The organism is Rhodopseudomonas boonkerdii (genome assembly GCF_021184025.1).
Lineage (GTDB): Bacteria > Pseudomonadota > Alphaproteobacteria > Rhizobiales > Xanthobacteraceae > Tardiphaga > Tardiphaga boonkerdii.
On the sequence record NZ_CP036537.1, the window covers coordinates 2,700,277 to 2,719,907 of the forward strand.

Here is a 19,631-nt window from a genome sequence, read left to right on the forward strand (position 1 = left end):
CGATCCCGGCTCTGCGAAGCGGCACTACGTGCCGCATCGCGTCCGGGACAAGAGCGGCACTATCTGTTCTGGGTATCGATCTCGAACAGCGAGAACGCCGTGACCGGATCGTTCTTCATCAAGTCCATAAATTCCATCACGGGCAGTTTCGCGCGGGGTGTGATTTTCACGGAGAGCGTGCCGTGTGGCCGTTCGATAAAAGCTGCGGCGGCGTCGGCGAGGCGGCTTGCGGCCGGATTGCTATTGCCGGCCGCACGCCCCTTCGTTCTGATCTCGTTCGCGAGGGCGGACCGCGCCTCTTCCGTCGAGACATTCTGTTTGCGGGCATATTGAGCGATTGAAAGATCGACGGCGCCAAGGTCGCGCGCGACGATTTCCACAGGGCCATATTCCATCTGCAGAGCCGCAACCATGGCCTGCTGCGGATTGGTGGTGAACAGATTGCGCGGGACGTTGTTGAGCGAGGTTTGTGCGTTGACGGCGAAGAGCTTGCCGATCTCGAACACGCCAGGCGTCAGCGTGAGCTTCTTCTCGCCCTCATTCCAGGCGAGGCCGATATCGATCGCTGCGGTGGCTTCATCGATGCCGGCATCGCGCAGCAGCGTGAATGGCTCGCCGTCCTTCTCCTCCAGCGGCCCCGTCATATTCAGCTTGAGATTGATCTTGCTCGGGATCGGTCCGACGAACTGACCCCAGCTCAGGCCGGCTTCGTGCAGCGTAATCAGCTTGCCGCTGCTCTTGTGCGGCACCACCATGTCCTTGAGCTCGATACCGTCAAGCGCTTTCAGCAGGCCGACGACGCTGTCGGCGGAAGGCGTCATGCCGGGCACGGTCATTTGCGATGTCTGCCGCATCAGGCCGGGGAAATCGAAGCCCTTGAGCGCGAAACGTCCGATTTTGAACGGGCCTTCCGTCGATTGGCCGTCCAGCCCCTCGACGGCGAATTCGCCGATCTTGCCGCGATCGAGATTGAAGCGCAGGGCCGCGAGCTTGATCGGACCATCAGGTGCCTGGACGGATAGGCCGAGTATCTCGGTATTGTCGATCTGGACACCTTCATAGACGGAAGCGACCGTGTTGATCACGGCGCGCGCCTTGGCGGGATCGACAGGCGTACCTGCTGCAGGGAGTACGGCAAGCAGCTCCTGCATCTTGAACTTGGACGGCTGGACCTTCATGTCGCCCATGCGGATGCCATCGATGCGGAAGGAGGGGCCGTTGTCCGATGTCAGCGTATAGGCGCCGGTGCTGATCTGTCCCTGAATGCGATAGAACTTCTCATCGCTCGCATGGGCGGGATCAAGCACCGTTGCCACCGCAGCGGCATCGAAGTCCTTTGCGGTGATGTCGGCGATTTCACCCGTCATCCGCACTTGTTTGTCGGCTTGTGCAACGGTCATCGCCACATTGACGCGGCCGGCATGGGATGTGGCGATCTTGCCATCCTTGATGTCGCGGATTGCCAGGTCTGAATAGACATAGTCCGTGCCGTTCGGCAGCGCTTTGCCGGTCGCTTTCACCGTGACGGTGGGCGCCGTCATCGCACGTGCCGAGATGGCGGCGAATTGCGTCAGTCCGGCCCGGTACATGTCGAGCGGCGAGGCCAATCCGGCCTGTGCCGGCAAGCGCGTTGGGCCGGAATAATCGTCAATCTCGAAGCGGGGCGCGTTGACGGCGACGTCAAGACCCCCCGACGGCGCGATCGTGCCGCTGGCATCGATATCGGTGAGGACGATGTGATCAGCCGTGAAGGTGGTCGTGCTGCCGGATCCGACACCCGAAGCGCTAAAGCGGCCGACCTTGATGGCGGCCCGTTGCGGTGTCGTAAACTCCACGGCGATATCGGAGAGTGTGACCTGGCGCGTCCACAGGCTGAAGGCGAGGTCGCCATGCTTGGCCTGCGCGCCGGCGGCACGAATCTGCGCGAAGTTCGCTTCGATCTCGTTGGCAATCCGGTGCTTGATATAGGCTTCCGTGCTGAAATAGCCGCCAACAGCAGCAACAGCGGCCGCACCGAGGCCGATGACGATTTTGGACATTGAGGAAAAACTCCGTTAGCGGGCTATGCGACGCTGAAGGGCCTGGCTTCGTCAAGGATCGAGTGCAGCGCGGGAGAGCTGTTGGATACATTTGCGTGTTGCGGCATCAAAGTACCCGTGTTCGACAAAAACAGGCAAGGCAGTCTTTCCTATGACGCTTCATCGGATACCTGGGTTCGAGATCGAAAGCGTGAATTTTTCTGCAGGCGAGGGACCACTGACATGCGTCTGGAAGCGGTTGCGCCAATGCCGTCCGGCGGGATAGACATCGCGCTGAATCCGCCGAACAACCCATTCATCCAGTCCTTCCTGTTTGGCCCCGACCGGAGCGCTTATGTCATCTCCTTCCTCCGAAGAATTGTCGCGCGCGGCGCTCGCTTATCATCGCCAGCCCAAACCGGGTAAGCTCGAGATCCAGGCGACCAAGCCGCTCGCCAATCAGCGCGACCTCGCGCTCGCTTATTCGCCCGGCGTCGCCGCGCCGTGTCTCGCCATCGCCGCCGATCCCAATGAAGCGGCATCGCTGACCTCCCGGGCCAATCTCGTCGCTGTGGTGTCGAACGGCACTGCCGTTCTCGGTCTCGGCAATATCGGCCCGCTGGCCTCGAAGCCTGTCATGGAAGGCAAGGCTGTCCTGTTCAAGAAATTCGCCGGCATCGACGTGTTCGATATCGAAATCGCGGCCGACACCATCGAGCGCGTGGTCGAGACGGTTTCGGCATTGGAGCCGACCTTCGGCGGCATCAATCTCGAAGACATCAAGGGACCGGAGTGCTTCGAGATCGAGGCGCAGCTCAAGGAGCGCATGAAGATCCCGGTCTTCCATGACGACCAGCATGGCACCGCCATCATCGTCGGCGCCGCCATCAAGAATGCTCTGCTGCTCAACGGCAAGAAGATCGAAGACGTCAAGATCGTGTGCTCTGGCGCCGGCGCCGCCGCGATCGCCTGTCTCAATCTGCTTGTCTCGATGGGGGCGCAGAAGAAGAACATCTGGGTCTCCGACATCGACGGCGTGGTGCATGAAGGGCGCAACACCCTGATGGATCGCTGGAAGGCGGTCTACGCACAGAAGACCGACGCCCGCACGCTCGGTGACATCATCGGTGGCGCCGATATCTTCCTCGGCGTGTCTGCGCCCGGCGTGCTGAAGCCGGAGATGGTCAAGGCAATGGCCGACAAGCCGCTGGTGCTGGCGCTGGCCAATCCGGTCCCGGAAATCATGCCCGACGAGGCACGCAAGGCGCGGCCGGACGCGATGATCTGCACGGGGCGCTCGGACTTCCCGAACCAGGTCAACAACGTTCTCTGCTTCCCCTTCATCTTCCGCGGCGCGCTGGATTGCGGCGCCACCGCCATCAACGAGGCGATGAAGATCGCCGCCGTCGACGCCATTGCGCAGCTCGCGCAGGATCCGCCATCGGATGCCGTGACCGCCGGTTTTGAAACCGAAACGCAGGGCTTCGGTCCGGGCTCGCTGATCCCGTCGCCCTTCGATCCGCGCCTGATCCTGCGCATCGCGCCGGCCGTTGCCAAGGCTGCGATGGAGTCGGGCGTCGCGTCGCGTCCGATCGCCAATTTCGAGGAGTATGCTGCAGGCCTCGAACGCTTCGCATTCCGTTCTGGCCTCGTGATGAAGCCGGTGTTCGCCAAGGCGAAGACGCAACCCGTCCGCGTCATCTATGCCGAAGGCGAGGACGAGCGCGTGCTGCGCGCCGTGCAGGTCGTGCTGGAAGAAAAGCTGGCGCGTCCGATCCTCGTCGGTCGTCCGTCCGTGGTGGACGCACGCATCAAGCGGTTCGGTCTGTCGATCAAGGCCGGTCAGGATTTCGACCTCATCAATCCCGAGGACGATCCGCGCTATCGCTCTTACGTTCAATCCTATATCGACGTCGCCGGTCGTCGCGGCGTGACGCCCGATGTGGCGCGCACGGTCGTTCGCACCAATGCGACCGTCATTGCTGCGCTCGCTGTGATCCGCGGTGAAGCCGATGCGATGATTTGCGGTATCGAAGGCCGCTATATGAGCCATCTGCGCCATGTGCGCGAGATCATCGGATTCCTGCCGGGCGTCAGCGATTTCGCAGCGCTCTCTCTCATGATCAGCAGCAAGGGCGCGCATTTTATCGCCGACACGCAGGTGCGCCCCAATCCGAGCGCCGAAGAACTCGCCGAAATTGCTGCGCTTGCGGCCAACCACGTGCAGCGCTTCGCCATGAAGCCGAAGATCGCCTTCGTCTCGCATTCGGATTTCGGCAGCTACGACACGGACTCCTCGCGCAAGATGCGCCGGGCCGCGACGTTGCTCCGCGAAAGGCATCCGGAGATTGAGTCCGATGGTGAAATGCAGGGCGACACCGCACTCTCTGAAGCTGCGCGCAAAATGGTACTGCCGCATTCGAAGCTCGAAGGCGCCGCGAATGTCCTGATCATGCCGACGCTTGATACGGCCAATGTCGCCTATCAGATGATCAAGACACTCGGCGATGCGCTGCCGGTCGGTCCGATCCTGATCGGTCCGGCGCGTCCGGCGCATATCCTGACGCAGGGCGTGACGGCGCGCGGCATTCTCAACATGACTGCTGTGGCCGCTGTCGAAGCGCAGGAACGGGCAGGGCGCTCGCAGGCCAATCTGTTCGGCTGAGCCGGCGAACCATCATTGCGTTGCTGACCACAAATGGATGACTTCGCGAGAAGTCATCCATTTGCGTTTGAAAAAGCGACAAACTTGATCATACTTGTCGCGTTTCGATCCGCAGTCGTTGCAGTTCGTGAGGCTTTCACATGCCGGCGTTTATTACTTTCGGGCGTATCCTGTTTGCGGTGATCTTCATCGCGTCGGGAGCGAGCAAGTTTCTCGATCTCGGCGTGGCGGCAGATGCGATCTCGAACAAGGTTCTGCCCACGCTTCCTGCAGCCGTGTTGCCTTATACCGCGCAGCTCGAACAATTGGCGGGGATGGAACTGAAGCAGATCATGGCGATTGCCACAGCGGCGCTGGAACTGATCGGCGGCATCGCCATCGCACTGAATTTCGGTGCGCGCTTCTTCGCCCTCGTGATGGTGCTGTTCGTGATGGCTGCGACGTTCTACTTCCACGACTTCTGGAATCTCGCAGGTGCCGATGCCAAGGCGCAGATGATCCACGCGCTGAAGAACCTGTCGTTGATCGGCGGGCTGTTCATGATCGCCGGCATCGGCAAAGGGCCGCGACTGGATGCTTATGGCGAAGGGTGATCGAATGTAGGGCGAATGAGCGCAGCGTAATCCGCCGTTCTTCGTCCCACGCAATCGGCAGGCGGATTACGCGGAGTTTATCATCGGGCGCGCTTCGCGCGAGCCGTTGGCTCATCCGCCCTACGAACGCCGCCATGCTGTGACGGTGACTTCATGCTCTGCGTCCAGTATGCGCGTCTCCGCAGCCTTCAGTCCATGGCTTGCCAGCACATCGTGCGGCGATTGCGCGGGGACATTCGGAAAGCAGCCTTGTCCGTTCGGCACGATGACATCAGGTGCTTCTGACAGCCAGAACGTGTCGAAGCGATCCATGAACATGTCGAAGACGGTCGGGCCGCCGATGATCGCGATGGTGCCGCGCGAAATGTCGGCCCGCGCACAGGCCTGCTCGAATGTCGCGCCGGCGGGATTCCACAAGGTCGCCTTGGCGTTGGCCGGATCGCGCGCGACGCCGTCGATCTGCCGTGTCAGCACGATGCGTTTGCGCTGCGGCGAGTTCGGCTGGTCCTCAAAGGAATTGCGGCCGTGCACGATCAGGCTGGTCCGATCGAGGGCTTCATTGAAGAAGTGCTGGTCGCCGGGAAATTTCAGGCTGTCCGGCATCACGCCGCTGGCGTCGGCGAGCATGCCGTTGCCTGAAACGATCACATAACCTTCGAAACGCAACGCTGACATCTGCACTTGCTAGCTTATTCCGGGACCGTCGTCACCACACTGCTGAGCGGACGCGTGCTCACCGTCGGCAGCTTGGCATCCTTGGCGAGCGCTTCGTCATAGGATGCAATCGTCTGCACCGGCGCTTTCGCGCGCATCAGCACGACCTTGTAGCCGCCTGCTTTCAGCCGGCGCAGCAGTTCCGGCAGCGCTTCGGCGGTGGGCTTCTGGAAGTCGTGCATCAGGATGATGCCCTTGCCGAGCCTGTCGAGCTTGGTCATTACATTGGTGATGACCTGCTCGGATTTGCGGGTCTTGAAATCGAAACTGTCGATGTCGCAGGAGAAGATCGCCATGTTGCGCTCGCCGAGATAGGTGACGATTTCGGGCGGGTGCTGCAGGGCCGGCGCGCGGAAGAAGGGGGCGGGGGCGGCGCCCAGCGCCCATTTGACGGCGCTGAACCCCTTTTCGATCTCGTCCTTGCGCTGCTGCTCGGTGAGCTTCTTGCTGGTCAGCGCGATATGCGCCCAGGTGTGGCCGCCGATGGTGTGGCCGGCAGCGGCGACCTGCTTCAGAATCTCGGGATGATAAGTGGCGTGCTTGCCGATCGGGAAGAAGACGGCGCGGACGCATTGGTCGGCCAAAGCCTTCAGCACTGCCGGCGTCGTGGTGGGCCACGGGCCGTCGTCGAAGGTGAGGACCACTTCCTTGTCGCGCAGGAAGTCGAGCTGCTTGAAATGCTCGAAGCCGAAACCGGGGCCGCCGGTGGTGTCGATCTCCACTACGCGGCTGACGCCGAGCGCGTCGGGATTGGCGCAAGCAGGCTTCGCCGCGGTGTTCGGAGCGGGCGCCGGTGCCGGAGCTGCAGCTTTCGGCGCCTGGGCCAGTGCCTGCATCGCCCAGAGCGACATCGCGCTCGCCAAAATCACACCTGCCGCCTTGCGCATGACGTCCCCCGTGCAACGTTCCGGCCGAGAATAGGCTGGCGACAAGTCTAGCGTGATTTTCTGCGTTGGGGTCATGGGACGAGCCTTTTCCCCAGCGTGTTGGAATGGATGTGAATGTCAAACAGCCACGTCCTTCCCGAGATCATGAGGCCTCATTCTCGCGGCGCTTGCGCGTCCGAGGTGTGAGCAGGTCTCCCCTCGAAGACATGAGGGGAGGCGGCACGCCGCAAGGCGCGTGGGGGTGGGACTGACGCGATCGGTTCGCACTGGATCGCCAGTGCTGGCCGGCCGCGCAACGCCTGACGGCGTGCCACCGCGGGACTTTTGGCTGGAGGACCGCTCTGTCGCACACCGGCACGTCCCTTACTCCTTGCCGCAGCAAGTTTCCGAGCCGCTGATCCCGACGGATTTCTCCGCCGTTCGCCTGTGCCGTCGCAGCCGACCTATCGGCTCCCCCTCGTAATGGGGAGGGACGGTGACCCCCGGCCTCCCGAGTCCTGCTTGCGAGGCAGGCCGCGGGCTCCGCATCCTGTCCCGCTCAAAGAACGCCTCATGAGAGCGCCCCCCGCGAACAAGACGGCTGGGATATAGGGCAATGAGAGGAATATTGTCAAGAACAAAGTGAGAACATTTTATCGCGACCGTAGGATGGGTAGAGCGGAGCGAAACCCATCAATCCCGTCGATGCCTCACGCTCCGCCGATGGGTTTCGCTCCAGCGCTGCCGCGCCTTCGCTCTACCCATCCTACGCGCCCGCGCAGCGATCTTGTTTTGCGATCGCCGCATGTTTGCCGGGCCGGCTAAATCTGGTCTCGCCCCGGCAAATCCTTGGACGAGGCGGCCAGATATGGTATCCCGACGCAGTTCCTGCCCACCACCCGAGACCGCTCGCGCTCCGCCATTCTGGCCGCGGCGGTGGAGATATGCCCTGATGACCAGTTCGGCCCGTAACGCCTCGTTCTTCACCGCCTCGCTCACGCAGGCCGATCCGGAAATCGCAGCCGCGATCAAGGGGGAACTTGGCCGCCAGCGCCATGAGATCGAGCTGATCGCCTCGGAAAACATCGTCAGCCGCGCCGTGCTGGAGGCGCAGGGCTCGGTGATGACCAACAAATATGCCGAGGGCTATCCGGGCGCGCGCTACTATGGCGGCTGCGAATTCGTCGATGTCGCCGAGAATCTCGCCATCGAGCGCGCCAAGCAGCTGTTCGGCGCCCAGTTCGCGAACGTCCAGCCGAATTCCGGCAGCCAGATGAACCAGGCCGTGTTCCTGGCGCTGCTGCAGCCGGGCGATACCTTCATGGGCCTCGACCTCGCGGCCGGCGGCCATCTGACGCACGGTTCGCCCGTCAACATGTCCGGCAAGTGGTTCAAGCCGGCGCATTACACCGTGCGCCAGGACGACCAGATCCTCGACATGGATGCCATCGCCAAACAGGCGGAAGAGGTGAAGCCGAAGCTGATCATCGCCGGCGGCTCCGCCTATTCGCGCGCCTGGGACTTCAAGCGTTTTCGCGAGATCGCCGACAGCGTCGGTGCCTATCTGCTCGTCGACATGGCCCACTTCGCCGGTCTCGTCGCCGGCGGCGTGCATGAATCGCCGGTGCCGCATGCGCATGTCACCACCACGACCACGCACAAGTCGCTGCGCGGCCCGCGCGGCGGCCTGATTCTCACCAATGACGAAGCGCTGCACAAGAAGCTGAACTCGGCGATCTTCCCGGGTCTGCAGGGCGGCCCCTTGATGCATGTGATCGCGGCCAAGGCGGTGGCCTTTAAGGAAGCGCTGCAGCCGGAGTTCAAGACCTACGCGGCCAACGTCGTCGCCAATGCCAAGGCGCTGGCCGAGACGCTGAAGTCGCAGGGTTTTGACATTGTTTCGGGCGGCACCGACAACCATCTGATGCTGGTGGACCTGCGGCCGAAGGGCCTCAAGGGCAATGTATCGGAGAAGGCGCTGGTTCGCGCTGGCCTGACCTGCAACAAGAACGGCGTGCCGTTCGATCCGGAAAAGCCGTGGGTCACCTCGGGCATCCGTCTCGGCACCCCCGCTGCGACCACCCGTGGCTTCGGCACCGAAGAGTTCAAGCAGGCCGGCGAGTTCATAGCCGAGGTGCTGAGCGCCGTGGCGCAGTCCGGCGACGGCAGTGCGCCGCTGGTCGAAGCGGCTGTTAAGGAAAAGGTGAAGGCGCTGACGGATCGTTTCCCGATCTATCAGTAAGGAAAGTCGTTTATTGCCGTCATTGCGAGCCCTGACGAATTGCGGAGCAATTCGTTTGGGCGAAGCAATCCAGAAGGTCAAGAAAACTGGATTGCTTCGTCGCTTCGCTCCTCGCAATGACGAGAGGATAGGTTCATGCGCTGCCCGAACTGCAACAGCCTCGATACGCAGGTGAAGGACTCGCGGCCCACCGAAGACTCGTCGGTCATCCGCAGGCGGCGCGTGTGCATCGCCTGCAATTTCCGCTTCACCACCTTCGAGCGCGTGCAGCTGCGTGAGCTCACGGTGATCAAGCGCAACGGACGCCGGGTGCCGTTCGATCGCGACAAGCTGGTGCGCTCGCTGCAGATTTCGTTGCGCAAGCGTCCTGTCGATCCGGAAAAGGTCGAGACCATGGTGTCGGCCATCGTGCGCGAGCTGGAGAGCGGCGGCGAGGCGGAGATTTCGTCCGAGGCGATCGGCGAGATCGTGATGGAGCATCTGCGCGTTCTCGACGACGTCGCCTATGTCCGCTTTGCCTCGGTGTATCGCGATTTTCGCGAGGCGAAGGATTTCCAGGCGTTGCTCGGTGAGCTCCACACCGATGACGCAGTTCTTGATGAAAATGGACAGCCCACGGCCGCAGGAAAATGATCTTCCGTATCCTGGAAGACCAGCATCGCGAAAAACTCGCCGCCGCCAAGGCCGAGGATCTCCGCTACATGCAGCTTGCGCTGACGCTGGGCCGCCGCGGGCAGGGGCGGACATGGCCGAACCCCGCTGTCGGTGCCGTCGTCGTGAAGGACGGCGTGATTCTCGGCCGCGGCTGGACGCAGCCGGGCGGCCGGCCGCATGCGGAGCCGGTGGCGCTGGCGCAGGCCGGTGAAGTCGCACGCGGGGCGACGCTTTATGTCACGCTGGAGCCATGCTCGCATTTTGGCAAATCGCCGCCTTGTGCGGATGCCATCGCCGCTGCCGGCATCGCGCGCGTCGTCGCGGCGGTCGAGGATCCCAATCCCGAAGTTGCCGGGCAGGGCCACGCACGGCTGCGTGCGGCGGGGATCAAGGTCGATGTCGGCCTCTGCGCCGAGGAAGCGGCGCGCGATCACGCCGGGCACTTCCGCCGCATCCGTGACAAGCGCCCGCATGTGGTGCTGAAGCTCGCGGTTTCGCCGGACGGGAAAATCGCGGCCGCCGGGCACAAGCCCGTCGCCGTGACGGGCGAGCGGGTTCGCTCGCGCGTGCATCTGTTGCGCGCGCAATGCGACGCGATCCTTGTCGGCATCGGCACCGTCATCGCCGACGATCCGGAACTGACATGCCGCCTGCCGGGCATGATGAAACGCTCGCCGGTGCGTGTGGTGCTCGATCGTGCGCTGCGCATCTCAGGCAACAGCAAGCTGGTTCATTCCGCCCGCACGGTACCGCTCTGGGTGATGACGTCGGATATCGCCGAGGCGCCGGCCGCGATGGCGCTCGGCGCCGCAGGTGCGCAGGTGCTGCGTGTGCCGGCGGTGACATCGCCGTTGCCGGGGCTGGATTTATCGGCGGTGCTGCATAGCTTGGCCGGGAAGGGCATCACCCGGCTGCTGGTGGAGGGCGGCGCGAAGATCGCGTCGTCTTTCGTGAGCGCCGGCCTCGTCGATGAAATCTGGCTGTTTCAAGGGCCGAACGAGATCGGCGAAGGCGGTGTCAACGCGCTGGACGCATTGCCGCTGAGCGCGATCACCGGGTCGCCGGGGTTCAAGGTGCGTGCTAGCGAGACGATCGAGAACGATACGCTCACGATTTATGAGCGCGCCACGGTTTAGCTGTGCCCCTCATGGTGAGGAGGCGCTTCTTCAGCGCCGTCTCGAACCATGAGATGGCTGGGCGCGGCGCTTGCCGCCATCCTTCGAGACGCGACCAAGTGGTCGCTCCTCAGGATGAGGGCAGGGTGATTTGAGGTAAGAAAGAGACATTCATGTTTACCGGCATTGTCACCGATATCGGCGAGATCGAAAGCCTGAGGCCAGTGGCGCAGGGCCAGCTGCACCGGCTGCGCATTCTCTGCGACTACGACCAGACCACCATCGCCGATGGCGCCTCGATCGCTCATAACGGCGTCTGTCTCACGGTGGTTTCCTCGGGCGTCGCGAACGGCAAGACCTGGTTCGATGTCGATGCCGCGGCGGAGACGCTGGCGCTGACCACGGCCAAACACTGGCAGGTCGGAACCAGGCTCAATCTGGAACGCGCGCTGAAGATCGGCGACGAACTCGGCGGCCATATCGTCGCCGGCCACGTCGACGGTATCGCCACCATCGTGTCGCGCGAGAATCTGCCCGATATGGCGCGGATCACCTTCCGCACCACGCGGGAACTGGCGAAATTCATCGCCACCAAGGGCTCGGTCACACTGGATGGCGTGTCGCTGACGGTGAACACGGTGTCGGACGTGGAGTTCGCCGTGCTGATCATTCCGCACACGCTGAGCGTCACCACGCTGGGCGAGAGCTGGCAGGCGGGTACCGAGGTCAATATTGAAGTAGACCTGATGGCCCGCTATGCGGCGCGGCTGGCGGAGATGGCGTGACCGTAGGGCGGATGAGCGTAGCGTCATCCGCCGGCCGAGCTCAAAGCGGAAACTCCGCGGCGGATTACGGCTTCGCCTCATCCGCCCTACGGCTATAAGTGCTTGGAATCCCAACTTATGCGGCCTAAAAGGCTGCCCGAATGTAAGTCACTACTGACTGGAACGAGACCCGATGGCCGACCCGCGACGTGCCCCCCTGAAGGACCAGACCGACATCACCGGCGCCCATGCGCTGATCGTCGAGGCCCGGTTTTACGACGATATCCAGGACGCCATGCTGGAGGCCGCTATTGCCGAGCTGAAAGCAGCCGGCGTCTCCCATGACGTTCTTACCGTGCCGGGCGCGCTGGAAATCCCCGCCGCCATCGCCATTGCGGTGGATGCTGCCGAAAAGAACGGCAAGCCGTATGACTGCGCAGTGGCGCTGGGCTGCGTGGTGCGCGGCGATACCATCCATTTCGAGATCGTTTCCATCGAGTCCTCGCGCGCGCTGATGGACTATGCGGTGCGCCAGCAGTTCCCGCTCGGCAACGGCATCATCACCGTCAACACCGAGGAACAGGCCTGGGCCCGCGCGAAAGCCTCCGAACTGAACAAGGGCGGCGATGCCGCGCGTGCCGCTCTGGCGATGCTGCGCATCAAGCGCCGTATGGCGAAGGCGTAAGCGACGATGGCGGAGTTCAGGAAGCCGGAGCCCAAAGGCGACCGCAAGGCCAACCGGCGCGGCGCGGCTCGGCTCGCAGCCGTGCAGGCGCTGTACCAGATGGATGTTGGCGGCACCGGCATCAATGAAGTGCTGGCTGAGTTCGAGAGCTTCTGGATCGGCAGCGAGGTCGAGGGCGAGCAGTATCTGCCGGCCGAGGGCGCGTTCTTCCGCGACGTCGTGTCCGGCGTGCTGCGCGACCAGAAGCAGCTCGATCCCCTGATCGACGACGTGCTGTCGCGTGGCTGGCCGCTGGCCCGCGTCGAGGCGATTCTTCGCGCGGTCATGCGGGCCGGGGCCTATGAGCTGCAGCATCGCAAGGACATTCCGGGCCGCGTCATCGTGTCGGAATATGTCGATGTGGCGCATGCGTTCGTGGAGCGCGACGAGACCGGCATGGTGAATGCGGTGTTGGACCAGATCGGGCGGCAGTATCGGCCGGATGAGTTCGCGCGCTGACATAACGCCGTCCCCCTCATGGTGAGGAGGCGCGTAGCGCCGTCTCGAACCATGAGATGGCCGGGCTCTGAGCGTGCGGCCATCCCTTGCGAATGGCTATGCCATTCGCTGGGAGACGCCGCTGCGCGGCTCCTCAGGATGAGGGACGGAGTGTTGGGCTCCAGTCAGAGAGGGCTATCGTGACATCTAACGAAGACTCCCTGATCGCGCGCCACTTCGCTCCGCTGGCCACCGCCCCGGGCGCCTTCGGCCTGCGCGATGATGCGGCGGTGCTGAAGGCGGATGGCGAGGATATCGTCGTCAATACGGACGCCATCGTGGAAGGCGTGCACTTCCTGCCCGACGATCCTCCCGACACCATCGCCCGCAAGGCGCTGCGCACCAATCTCTCCGACCTCGCTGCCAAGGGCGCCGTGCCGGCCGGCTTCGTGCTGACACTGGCGCTGAAGGCGCCGGACGAGGCGTGGCTCGCGGAATTCGCGCGCGGGTTCGGTGAGGACATCGACGCCTTTGGCTGCCCGCTGCTCGGCGGCGACACGGTGTCCACGCCGGGGCCGCTGACGGTCTCCGTCACGGCCTTCGGCCGGATACCGGAAGGGCGGATCGTTCGCCGCGCGGGCGCGGAGGTGGGCGACCGGATCGTGGTCACGGGTACGATCGGCGATGCCGCCCTGGGGCTCGCCGTGCTGCAAGGGCGGCTGGCATCGTCGAACGAGGAGCCGCTGATCAACCGCTATCGCGTGCCGCAGCCGCGAACCGGGCTGGCGCGTGCGGTGCGGGATCACGCGACGGCGTCGATGGACGTGTCGGACGGGCTGGCGGGCGATCTCGGCAAATTGTGCGGGGTGTCGGGTGTCTCGGCGGTGATCGAGGCGGCGCGCGTGCCATTGTCGGCGCCGGCACGCGCGCTGCTGGACGCCGGCATGATCGGTCTCGAAACGCTGGTGGCGGGCGGCGACGACTATGAAATTCTCTGCACCATGCCCGAGGCGCGCGTAGCGTCCTTTATGGCGCAGGCGGAAGAGGCGGGTGTGGCTGCGGCGGTGATTGGCGGGATTGTCGCCGGCGATGCGCCGCCGCGCTTTGTCGATGCGGCGGGTGAGGCGATCGAATTGAAGCGACGCTCCTATAGCCACTTTTGACGTGCGATAGATGCAGCGAACTAACCTCTCCCCGCATCTTGCGCGGGGAGAGGTTATCGAGCGTCACGCCGGCCACTACATCCCTTCCAAATTAGCAGCGTTCTTTCATCGGCCGCCGTTGCACGCCGATACCGATTTTGCCATGCTCGCGATACGAGAGGCCGTCCTCACGTACTCAGGACAGGCCTCCGATCATATGCGCCATCAAACAAGGCGCCGGGCAGGAAGGACTGAGGCAGATTCCATGACAGCATTGTGGGTGATCGTGCTCTGCGGGGCACTGTCGATCGTTTACGCGATCTGGGCGACGGGTTCGGTGTTGAAGGCGGATGCCGGAAATGCGCGAATGCAGGAAATCGCAAGTGCCGTGCGCGAAGGTGCACAGGCCTATTTGCGGCGGCAATATCTCACCATCGGTATCGTCGGCGTCGTGATCTTCGCGCTGCTGGCATATTTTCTGGGCATGCTCGTCGCCATCGGCTTCGCGGTCGGCGCGATCCTCTCCGGTGCGGCCGGCTTTATCGGCATGAACGTGTCGGTGCGCGCCAATGTCCGCACAGCCCAGGCGGCGACCAGTTCGCTGGCCGGCGGCCTCGAACTCGCCTTCAAGGCGGGGGCGATCACCGGCCTGCTGGTGGCCGGCCTCGCCCTGCTCGGGGTGACGCTGTACTTCATGGTTCTCACCCATGGCATGGGTCTTGCCGCCAACAGCCGCACCGTCATCGACGCGCTGGTGGCGCTCGGCTTCGGCGCCTCGCTGATCTCGATCTTCGCCCGTCTCGGCGGCGGCATCTTCACCAAGGGCGCCGATGTCGGCGGCGATCTCGTCGGCAAGGTGGAAGCCGGCATTCCCGAGGACGATCCGCGCAACCCGGCGACCATCGCGGACAACGTGGGCGACAACGTCGGCGACTGCGCCGGCATGGCGGCGGACCTGTTCGAGACCTATGCGGTGACGGCCGTCGCCACCATGGTGCTGGCGGCGATCTTCTTCGCCTCGTCGCCGCTCCTCGTGAACATGATGACGCTGCCGCTGGCTATCGGCGGCATCTGCATCATCACCTCCATCGCCGGCACCTTCTTCGTCAAGCTCGGCGCCAGCCAGTCGATCATGGGGGCGCTGTACAAGGGTCTGATCGCCACCGGCGTGCTGTCGCTCGTGGGGCTTGCGCTCGCCATCGGCTGGCTGACCGGCTTCGGCCCGCTCGAGGGCGCGAAGTATACGGGCTTCGCATTGTTCGAATGCGGCGTGGTCGGCCTCGTCGTCACCGGCCTGATCATCTGGATCACCGAATACTACACCGGCACCGACTATCGCCCGGTGAAGTCCATCGCGCAGTCGTCGGTGACCGGTCACGGCACCAATGTGATCCAGGGGCTCGCGATCTCGATGGAGGCGACGGCCCTGCCGGCCATCGTGATCATCGCCGGCATCCTGATCACCTACAGCCTTGCGGGCCTGTTCGGCATCGCCATTGCCACCACCACCATGCTGGCGCTGGCGGGCATGATCGTGGCGCTCGATGCCTTCGGTCCCGTCACCGACAATGCCGGCGGCATTGCGGAAATGGCAGGCCTGCCGAAGGAGGTGCGCAAATCCACCGACGCGCTGGACGCAGTCGGCAACACCACCAAAGCGGTTACCAAGGGCTATGCGATCGGCTCCGCCGGTCTCGGCGCGCTGGTGCTGTTCGCGGCCTATAACGAGGACCTGAAGTTCTTCATCGCGAATTCCGCGAAGAACCCGTACTTCCAGGGCGTCACGCCGGACTTCTCGCTGAACAATCCTTATGTGGTGGTCGGCCTCTTGTTCGGCGGCCTGTTGCCCTATCTGTTCGGCGCGATGGGCATGACGGCGGTGGGCCGCGCGGCCGGCGCCATCGTCGAGGAAGTGCGGCGCCAGTTCCGCGAAAAGCCCGGCATCATGCAGGGCACCGACAAGCCCGATTACGGCAAGGCGGTGGACCTGCTGACCAAGGCAGCGATCAAGGAAATGATCATTCCCTCGCTGTTGCCGGTGTTGTCGCCGATCGTCGTCTACTTCCTGATCTATGTGATCGCGGGCGGCGGCGCCGCCGGCAAGTCGGCGGCGTTCTCCGCGGTCGGCGCGATGCTGCTTGGCGTCATCGTCACCGGTCTCTTTGTGGCGATCTCGATGACCTCGGGCGGTGGCGCCTGGGATAACGCCAAGAAGTATATCGAGGACGGCCATTTCGGCGGCAAGGGCTCGGATGCGCATAAGGCAGCCGTGACCGGCGACACCGTCGGCGATCCCTACAAGGATACGGCGGGCCCCGCGGTGAATCCGATGATCAAGATCACCAACATCGTGGCACTGCTGTTGCTGGCGATTTTGGCGCATTGATCGCGCGTAGGGCAATGAGCGGAGCGTCATCCGCCGTTCTTCGCCGCATGCCTCGGCCGGCGGATGACGCCTTCGGCTCATCCGCCCTAGGCAGGGCGACTGGACGAGCGTTACGACGAATGCAAAAATCCCGCGGTGAAAGCCGCGGGATTTTCTTTGCCAGCTGAAAGGCGATTGTGATGCATGAGATGCCTCGTCGCGCGTTTGCGATTGCCGCATTGGGTCTCGTTGCAGGTGCAGCGCCGGTTCGCGCAGCCGATCAATGCGCGATCAGCGCTGCCAAAATCGACGCTGCCGGCAGTTATGTCGCCGCCGTCACCGCTGCCGTGAGAACCGAGTTCAGCTGCGAAGGCGCTTATCGCGTCCTCGAACTCTGCCAGCTCGGATCGTCGGGCGACAATGCGCTGTCCGACATCGTGATCGCGAAATGCGAGCCGCGTTTCCTGCCGAAGGCGTCGCCAGCCATCAGGGCTGCCTATGGGAAGGCTCGGGCGAAATGCAGTAAAATCGCCGCAAAGGATGGCACCATGTACCAGGGGCAGGCGGCGGTCTGCGTCGCCCGCGCCGGCCGCGATTTTGCGCGGAAATACGGGACGAAGAGCTAGAAGATACGGCGCGGCAGGAGCGGCATCGATGGCTGATGGCGATCGTTTCTCTTTCGCGATCGACCTCACGCCGGAGGACTATCAGCAATATTTCTCGCTGCTGGCGCAGCGCCAGCACGGCGAGACGTCGACGACCTGGCCTTACGTCGTTGCGATCCTGTCGATATTTCCGGTCGCCATCTTTCTCGGGCAGTATACGCCGGCCACCAAGCTGGGTATCGGCATGAGCTGCGGCGTTGCATTCGCGCTTGGCCTCATCGTGATGATGCGCGTGGTGCGTCTTGAATACGCGATGACGATGCGCCATCTCGGCGCCAGAGGCCCGAAGGAGTGGAAGCGGCTTTCTATCACCATCGATGCAGGTGGCGTCACGGCGGCGGGCGATGATATCTCCATTCGCGGCAATTGGCGCGCGATCCGGGACGTCACCGTGGAGCAGGGTGGGGTCATCATCTGGATGGGTGCGCTGCAGGCAGTGCATATTCCCGCGCGTGCCTTTGCTTCCATCGCCGAACGCGATGCGGTGGTCACTTATCTCTCCGCGCGGCTTGGACCCGCATGACGGAACAATCAGGATCGGCGCATGACGGATGTCTTCAAACTCGACCGCTATCTCGCACGCATCGGCTATGACGGGCCGCTGCAGCCCGATCTCGAAACGCTGACGGCGATTCATACTGCTCATGTCGGCGCGATTCCGTTCGAAGGCCTCAATCCGCTGCTGCGACGTCCTGTTGTCCTCGATCTCGCCTCGTTGCAGGAGAAGCTCGTCGTGCAGCGACGCGGGGGCTATTGCTACGAGCAGAATGCCATCCTGCGCGCTGCGTTGCAGGCTATCGGTTTCAAGGTCACCGGGCTCGGTGGACGCGTGCGCTGGAATGCGCCGCCGGACAGTCCGCTCGGTCCGAAAACCCATATGTTGCTCAGGGTCGACCTGCCGGAGGGGCCTTATCTCGCCGATGTCGGTTTCGGCGCCTGCATGCTCGATGCGCCGCTGCGACTCGCGGTGGATGTCGAGCAGGCCACCGCGATGGGCACCTACAGAATCACGGAAGCCGATGGACGGTTGTGGCTTGCGGCGAAACGCGCCGGCGGCTGGCGCACCATGTATGCGTTCGATCTCATTCCGCAGCTCCAGTCCGATTACGAACTCGGCAACTGGTACACCTCGACCAATCCAGCGGTGCCGTTTCCGACCACGCTGGTGATGGAACGGGTCAAGGATGGACGACGCTACAAGCTGGTCAATCGCCACCTGATCGTCGAGGCGCGCGATGGCGAGCAGGTCTCGACGCGCATGCTGGAGAGTGCGGGGGAGTTACGTCAGGTGCTGGACGAGACGTTTAATGTGGTGTCGCCGGTGCCGGTCGAGGAGCTGTATGCGATCATCAGCCGCGTCGTACCGTAGGGCTGTTGCGGCGGATGACGCCTTCGGTTAATCCGCCCTGCGATCGATCATCACTGCGAGAGAGCCATGTCCCTGTCTTCCGCTAAGAACTATGCATTGCGTGCTGCCAAATCGCAGGACCAGAAGGAAGCCACCGAATTGCTCTCGAAGGCGATCATGGAATTGACGCTGGCGATCGAGGCGCAGGAAGCGAAGATCAAGAAGATCGCCAAGAGCGGATGATGAATCGCGTCATTCCGAATGCGCGTGCGGAAGGCGCGCGTCCCGGAATGACGCATGAGTTGCGCGTCACTTCACCTCCATCTGCAGGCCTTCCTTGTCGATGATCCCCTTGAACTTCAATGCCTCGGCCTCCACGAAGGCCTGATACTGCGCCGGCGTGCCGTAATCGGGCACGGCGCCCATGGCGGCAATGCTTTTCTTGGCGGCGTCGGTGGAGAGCAGAACCTTGATCTGCTCGTTGAGTGCCGTCACTGCCTCGGTCGGTGTGCTCTTCGGGTAGAACGCGCCGAACCAGGTCGAGACATCGAAATTCTTGAGCTCGGGCACGCCGGTCTCGCGCATCGATGGCACATTCGGGCACTGCGCATTGCGTTCCGGCGTCGTTACCGCGAGTGCGTTGAGCTTGCCGTCGAGCACTTGCGGCAGCGAGGGATAGAGATTGTCGCACAGGATCTGTACGTCACCGGCGAGCGCAGCCTGCAGGGCGGGGCCGGCGCCGCGGAACGGCACGTGCTGCATCTTCAGGCCGGTGAGCTGCAGCCACCATGCACCGGTGAGATGCGGACTCTGACCGACGCCCGATGACGCGTAGTTCAGCTTGTCCGGATTGGCCTTGATATAGGCGATCAGCTCGGGGATCGTCTTGATCGGCACGCTCGGATGCGCGCACATGATGTTCGGCAGCTTGATCATGTTGGAGACCGGCTGCAACTGATCCATCTTGTAGGACAGGTTCCTGAAGATGCTGTAGGCGATGGCGTTCGGGCCGGGATTGCCCACCAGTATGGTATGGCCGTCGCCTTTGAGACGCGCGACTTCGGCGACGCCGATGGTGCCGCCGCCGCCGGAACGGTTTTCCACCACGACAGATTGGCCCCAGACCGGCTGCAGATGGGCGGCGAGCATGCGGCCCATCACATCCGTCGAGCCTCCGGCGGCCGCGGGCACGATGATGCGGACGGTTTCGGTTGGCTTCCATGCGCCGGAGCCGAAGCTCGCGCGCGGCAGGATCGCAGCGGTCGACAGCGCGGCGGCGCCGGTGAGAACGCAGCGACGGGTAACCAGTTTGGTCATG

The 19,631-nt window shown here is 63.4% G+C and carries 18 protein-coding genes; 14 read left to right on the forward strand and 4 right to left on the reverse strand.

Translation table 11 applies throughout. The features are described from left to right. Positions 1–59 precede the first annotated feature (59 nt). Positions 60–2,039, reverse strand: coding sequence for a hypothetical protein (locus E0H22_RS12500; protein WP_233025947.1), 1,980 nt, complete (start codon positions 2,037–2,039; stop codon positions 60–62). A gap of 334 nt (positions 2,040–2,373) precedes the next feature. Between E0H22_RS12500 and E0H22_RS12505 the strand changes: the two genes are divergently transcribed. Together E0H22_RS12505 and E0H22_RS12510 are read left to right on the forward strand one after the other, a co-directional pair. Beyond that, positions 2,374–4,683, forward strand: coding sequence for an NADP-dependent malic enzyme (locus E0H22_RS12505; protein ID WP_233025948.1), 2,310 nt, complete (start codon positions 2,374–2,376; stop codon positions 4,681–4,683). 140 nt (positions 4,684–4,823) lie between these two features. Next, positions 4,824–5,276 carry a DoxX family protein gene (locus tag E0H22_RS12510; RefSeq protein ID WP_233025949.1) on the forward strand — a complete coding sequence of 151 codons (453 nt, stop codon included), beginning with the start codon at positions 4,824–4,826 and terminating at the stop codon, positions 5,274–5,276. Between the two features lie 120 nt (positions 5,277–5,396). Here the strand turns inward: E0H22_RS12510 and E0H22_RS12515 are convergent, their stop codons facing one another. Both E0H22_RS12515 and E0H22_RS12520 read right to left on the reverse strand, forming a co-directional pair. Beyond that, positions 5,397–5,951, reverse strand: a complete 555-nt coding sequence (locus tag E0H22_RS12515; RefSeq protein WP_233025950.1) for a dihydrofolate reductase — start codon at positions 5,949–5,951, stop codon at positions 5,397–5,399. Between the two features lie 14 nt (positions 5,952–5,965). Further along, positions 5,966–6,877, reverse strand: a complete 912-nt coding sequence (locus E0H22_RS12520; protein ID WP_233025951.1) for a polysaccharide deacetylase family protein — start codon at positions 6,875–6,877, stop codon at positions 5,966–5,968. 931 nt (positions 6,878–7,808) lie between these two features. Between E0H22_RS12520 and glyA the strand changes: the two genes are divergently transcribed. The 12 genes from glyA to E0H22_RS12580 all read left to right on the forward strand — a co-directional run bounded on the left by glyA (position 7,809) and on the right by E0H22_RS12580 (position 18,556). Continuing rightward, complete coding sequence (gene glyA, locus E0H22_RS12525) at positions 7,809–9,098, forward strand: serine hydroxymethyltransferase (protein ID WP_233025952.1); 1,290 nt, start codon at positions 7,809–7,811, stop codon at positions 9,096–9,098. A 135-nt stretch (positions 9,099–9,233) separates the two neighbouring features. Continuing rightward, complete coding sequence (nrdR, locus tag E0H22_RS12530) at positions 9,234–9,731, forward strand: transcriptional regulator NrdR (protein ID WP_233025953.1); 498 nt, start codon at positions 9,234–9,236, stop codon at positions 9,729–9,731. After that, positions 9,728–10,888, forward strand: a complete 1,161-nt coding sequence (gene ribD / locus E0H22_RS12535) for a bifunctional diaminohydroxyphosphoribosylaminopyrimidine deaminase/5-amino-6-(5-phosphoribosylamino)uracil reductase RibD (protein WP_233025954.1) — start codon at positions 9,728–9,730, stop codon at positions 10,886–10,888. The genes nrdR and ribD overlap by 4 nt, the downstream gene beginning before the upstream one ends. 152 nt (positions 10,889–11,040) lie before the next feature. Next, positions 11,041–11,652: a riboflavin synthase gene (locus tag E0H22_RS12540; protein WP_233025955.1), complete on the forward strand. Its 612-nt coding sequence runs from the start codon at positions 11,041–11,043 to the stop codon at positions 11,650–11,652. Positions 11,653–11,824: 172 nt separating this feature from the next. Beyond that, positions 11,825–12,316, forward strand: coding sequence for a 6,7-dimethyl-8-ribityllumazine synthase (gene ribH, locus E0H22_RS12545; RefSeq protein WP_233025956.1), 492 nt, complete (start codon positions 11,825–11,827; stop codon positions 12,314–12,316). A 6-nt stretch (positions 12,317–12,322) separates the two neighbouring features. Next, entirely contained in the window at positions 12,323–12,814 is a 492-nt protein-coding gene (nusB, locus tag E0H22_RS12550) for a transcription antitermination factor NusB (RefSeq protein WP_233025957.1), read from the forward strand. 179 nt (positions 12,815–12,993) lie between these two features. Then, complete coding sequence (thiL, locus tag E0H22_RS12555) at positions 12,994–13,956, forward strand: thiamine-phosphate kinase (RefSeq protein WP_233025958.1); 963 nt, start codon at positions 12,994–12,996, stop codon at positions 13,954–13,956. 244 nt (positions 13,957–14,200) lie between these two features. Further along, a complete protein-coding gene (locus tag E0H22_RS12560) occupies positions 14,201–16,321 on the forward strand; it encodes a sodium-translocating pyrophosphatase (RefSeq protein ID WP_233025959.1) in 2,121 nt (706 codons plus the stop codon). A gap of 179 nt (positions 16,322–16,500) precedes the next feature. After that, complete coding sequence (locus tag E0H22_RS12565; protein ID WP_233025960.1) at positions 16,501–16,926, forward strand: hypothetical protein; 426 nt, start codon at positions 16,501–16,503, stop codon at positions 16,924–16,926. 28 nt (positions 16,927–16,954) lie between these two features. Next, positions 16,955–17,488, forward strand: a complete 534-nt coding sequence (locus tag E0H22_RS12570; RefSeq protein WP_233025961.1) for a hypothetical protein — start codon at positions 16,955–16,957, stop codon at positions 17,486–17,488. Positions 17,489–17,509: 21 nt separating this feature from the next. Further along, positions 17,510–18,334 carry an arylamine N-acetyltransferase family protein gene (locus E0H22_RS12575; protein ID WP_233025962.1) on the forward strand — a complete coding sequence of 275 codons (825 nt, stop codon included), beginning with the start codon at positions 17,510–17,512 and terminating at the stop codon, positions 18,332–18,334. 66 nt (positions 18,335–18,400) lie between these two features. Then, the gene (locus E0H22_RS12580) at positions 18,401–18,556 is read left to right on the forward strand and encodes a hypothetical protein (RefSeq protein WP_233025963.1); all 156 of its coding nucleotides are present in this window, start codon (positions 18,401–18,403) and stop codon (positions 18,554–18,556) included. Between the two features lie 66 nt (positions 18,557–18,622). Here E0H22_RS12580 and E0H22_RS12585 read toward each other — a convergent pair whose 3' ends face one another. Continuing rightward, on the reverse strand, positions 18,623–19,630 hold the full coding sequence (locus E0H22_RS12585) for a Bug family tripartite tricarboxylate transporter substrate binding protein (RefSeq protein WP_233025964.1): 1,008 nt from the start codon (positions 19,628–19,630) through the stop codon (positions 18,623–18,625). Position 19,631 lies beyond the last annotated feature (1 nt).

What these genes read in the sequence shown, in the direction of transcription:
- E0H22_RS12500 (WP_233025947.1), bottom strand. Translation starts at nt 2,039, where the DNA reads ATGTCCAAAATCGTCATCGGCCTCGGTGCGGCCGCTGTTGCTGCTGTT.
- E0H22_RS12505 (WP_233025948.1), top strand. Translation starts at nt 2,374, where the DNA reads ATGTCATCTCCTTCCTCCGAAGAATTGTCGCGCGCGGCGCTCGCTTAT.
- E0H22_RS12510 (WP_233025949.1), top strand. Translation starts at nt 4,824, where the DNA reads ATGCCGGCGTTTATTACTTTCGGGCGTATCCTGTTTGCGGTGATCTTC.
- E0H22_RS12515 (WP_233025950.1), bottom strand. Translation starts at nt 5,951, where the DNA reads ATGTCAGCGTTGCGTTTCGAAGGTTATGTGATCGTTTCAGGCAACGGC.
- E0H22_RS12520 (WP_233025951.1), bottom strand. Translation starts at nt 6,877, where the DNA reads ATGCGCAAGGCGGCAGGTGTGATTTTGGCGAGCGCGATGTCGCTCTGG.
- glyA (WP_233025952.1), top strand. Translation starts at nt 7,809, where the DNA reads ATGACCAGTTCGGCCCGTAACGCCTCGTTCTTCACCGCCTCGCTCACG.
- nrdR (WP_233025953.1), top strand. Translation starts at nt 9,234, where the DNA reads ATGCGCTGCCCGAACTGCAACAGCCTCGATACGCAGGTGAAGGACTCG.
- ribD (WP_233025954.1), top strand. Translation starts at nt 9,728, where the DNA reads ATGATCTTCCGTATCCTGGAAGACCAGCATCGCGAAAAACTCGCCGCC.
- E0H22_RS12540 (WP_233025955.1), top strand. Translation starts at nt 11,041, where the DNA reads ATGTTTACCGGCATTGTCACCGATATCGGCGAGATCGAAAGCCTGAGG.
- ribH (WP_233025956.1), top strand. Translation starts at nt 11,825, where the DNA reads ATGGCCGACCCGCGACGTGCCCCCCTGAAGGACCAGACCGACATCACC.
- nusB (WP_233025957.1), top strand. Translation starts at nt 12,323, where the DNA reads ATGGCGGAGTTCAGGAAGCCGGAGCCCAAAGGCGACCGCAAGGCCAAC.
- E0H22_RS12560 (WP_233025959.1), top strand. Translation starts at nt 14,201, where the DNA reads ATGACAGCATTGTGGGTGATCGTGCTCTGCGGGGCACTGTCGATCGTT.
- E0H22_RS12565 (WP_233025960.1), top strand. Translation starts at nt 16,501, where the DNA reads ATGCATGAGATGCCTCGTCGCGCGTTTGCGATTGCCGCATTGGGTCTC.
- E0H22_RS12570 (WP_233025961.1), top strand. Translation starts at nt 16,955, where the DNA reads ATGGCTGATGGCGATCGTTTCTCTTTCGCGATCGACCTCACGCCGGAG.
- E0H22_RS12575 (WP_233025962.1), top strand. Translation starts at nt 17,510, where the DNA reads ATGACGGATGTCTTCAAACTCGACCGCTATCTCGCACGCATCGGCTAT.
- E0H22_RS12580 (WP_233025963.1), top strand. Translation starts at nt 18,401, where the DNA reads ATGTCCCTGTCTTCCGCTAAGAACTATGCATTGCGTGCTGCCAAATCG.
- E0H22_RS12585 (WP_233025964.1), bottom strand. Translation starts at nt 19,630, where the DNA reads ATGACCAAACTGGTTACCCGTCGCTGCGTTCTCACCGGCGCCGCCGCG.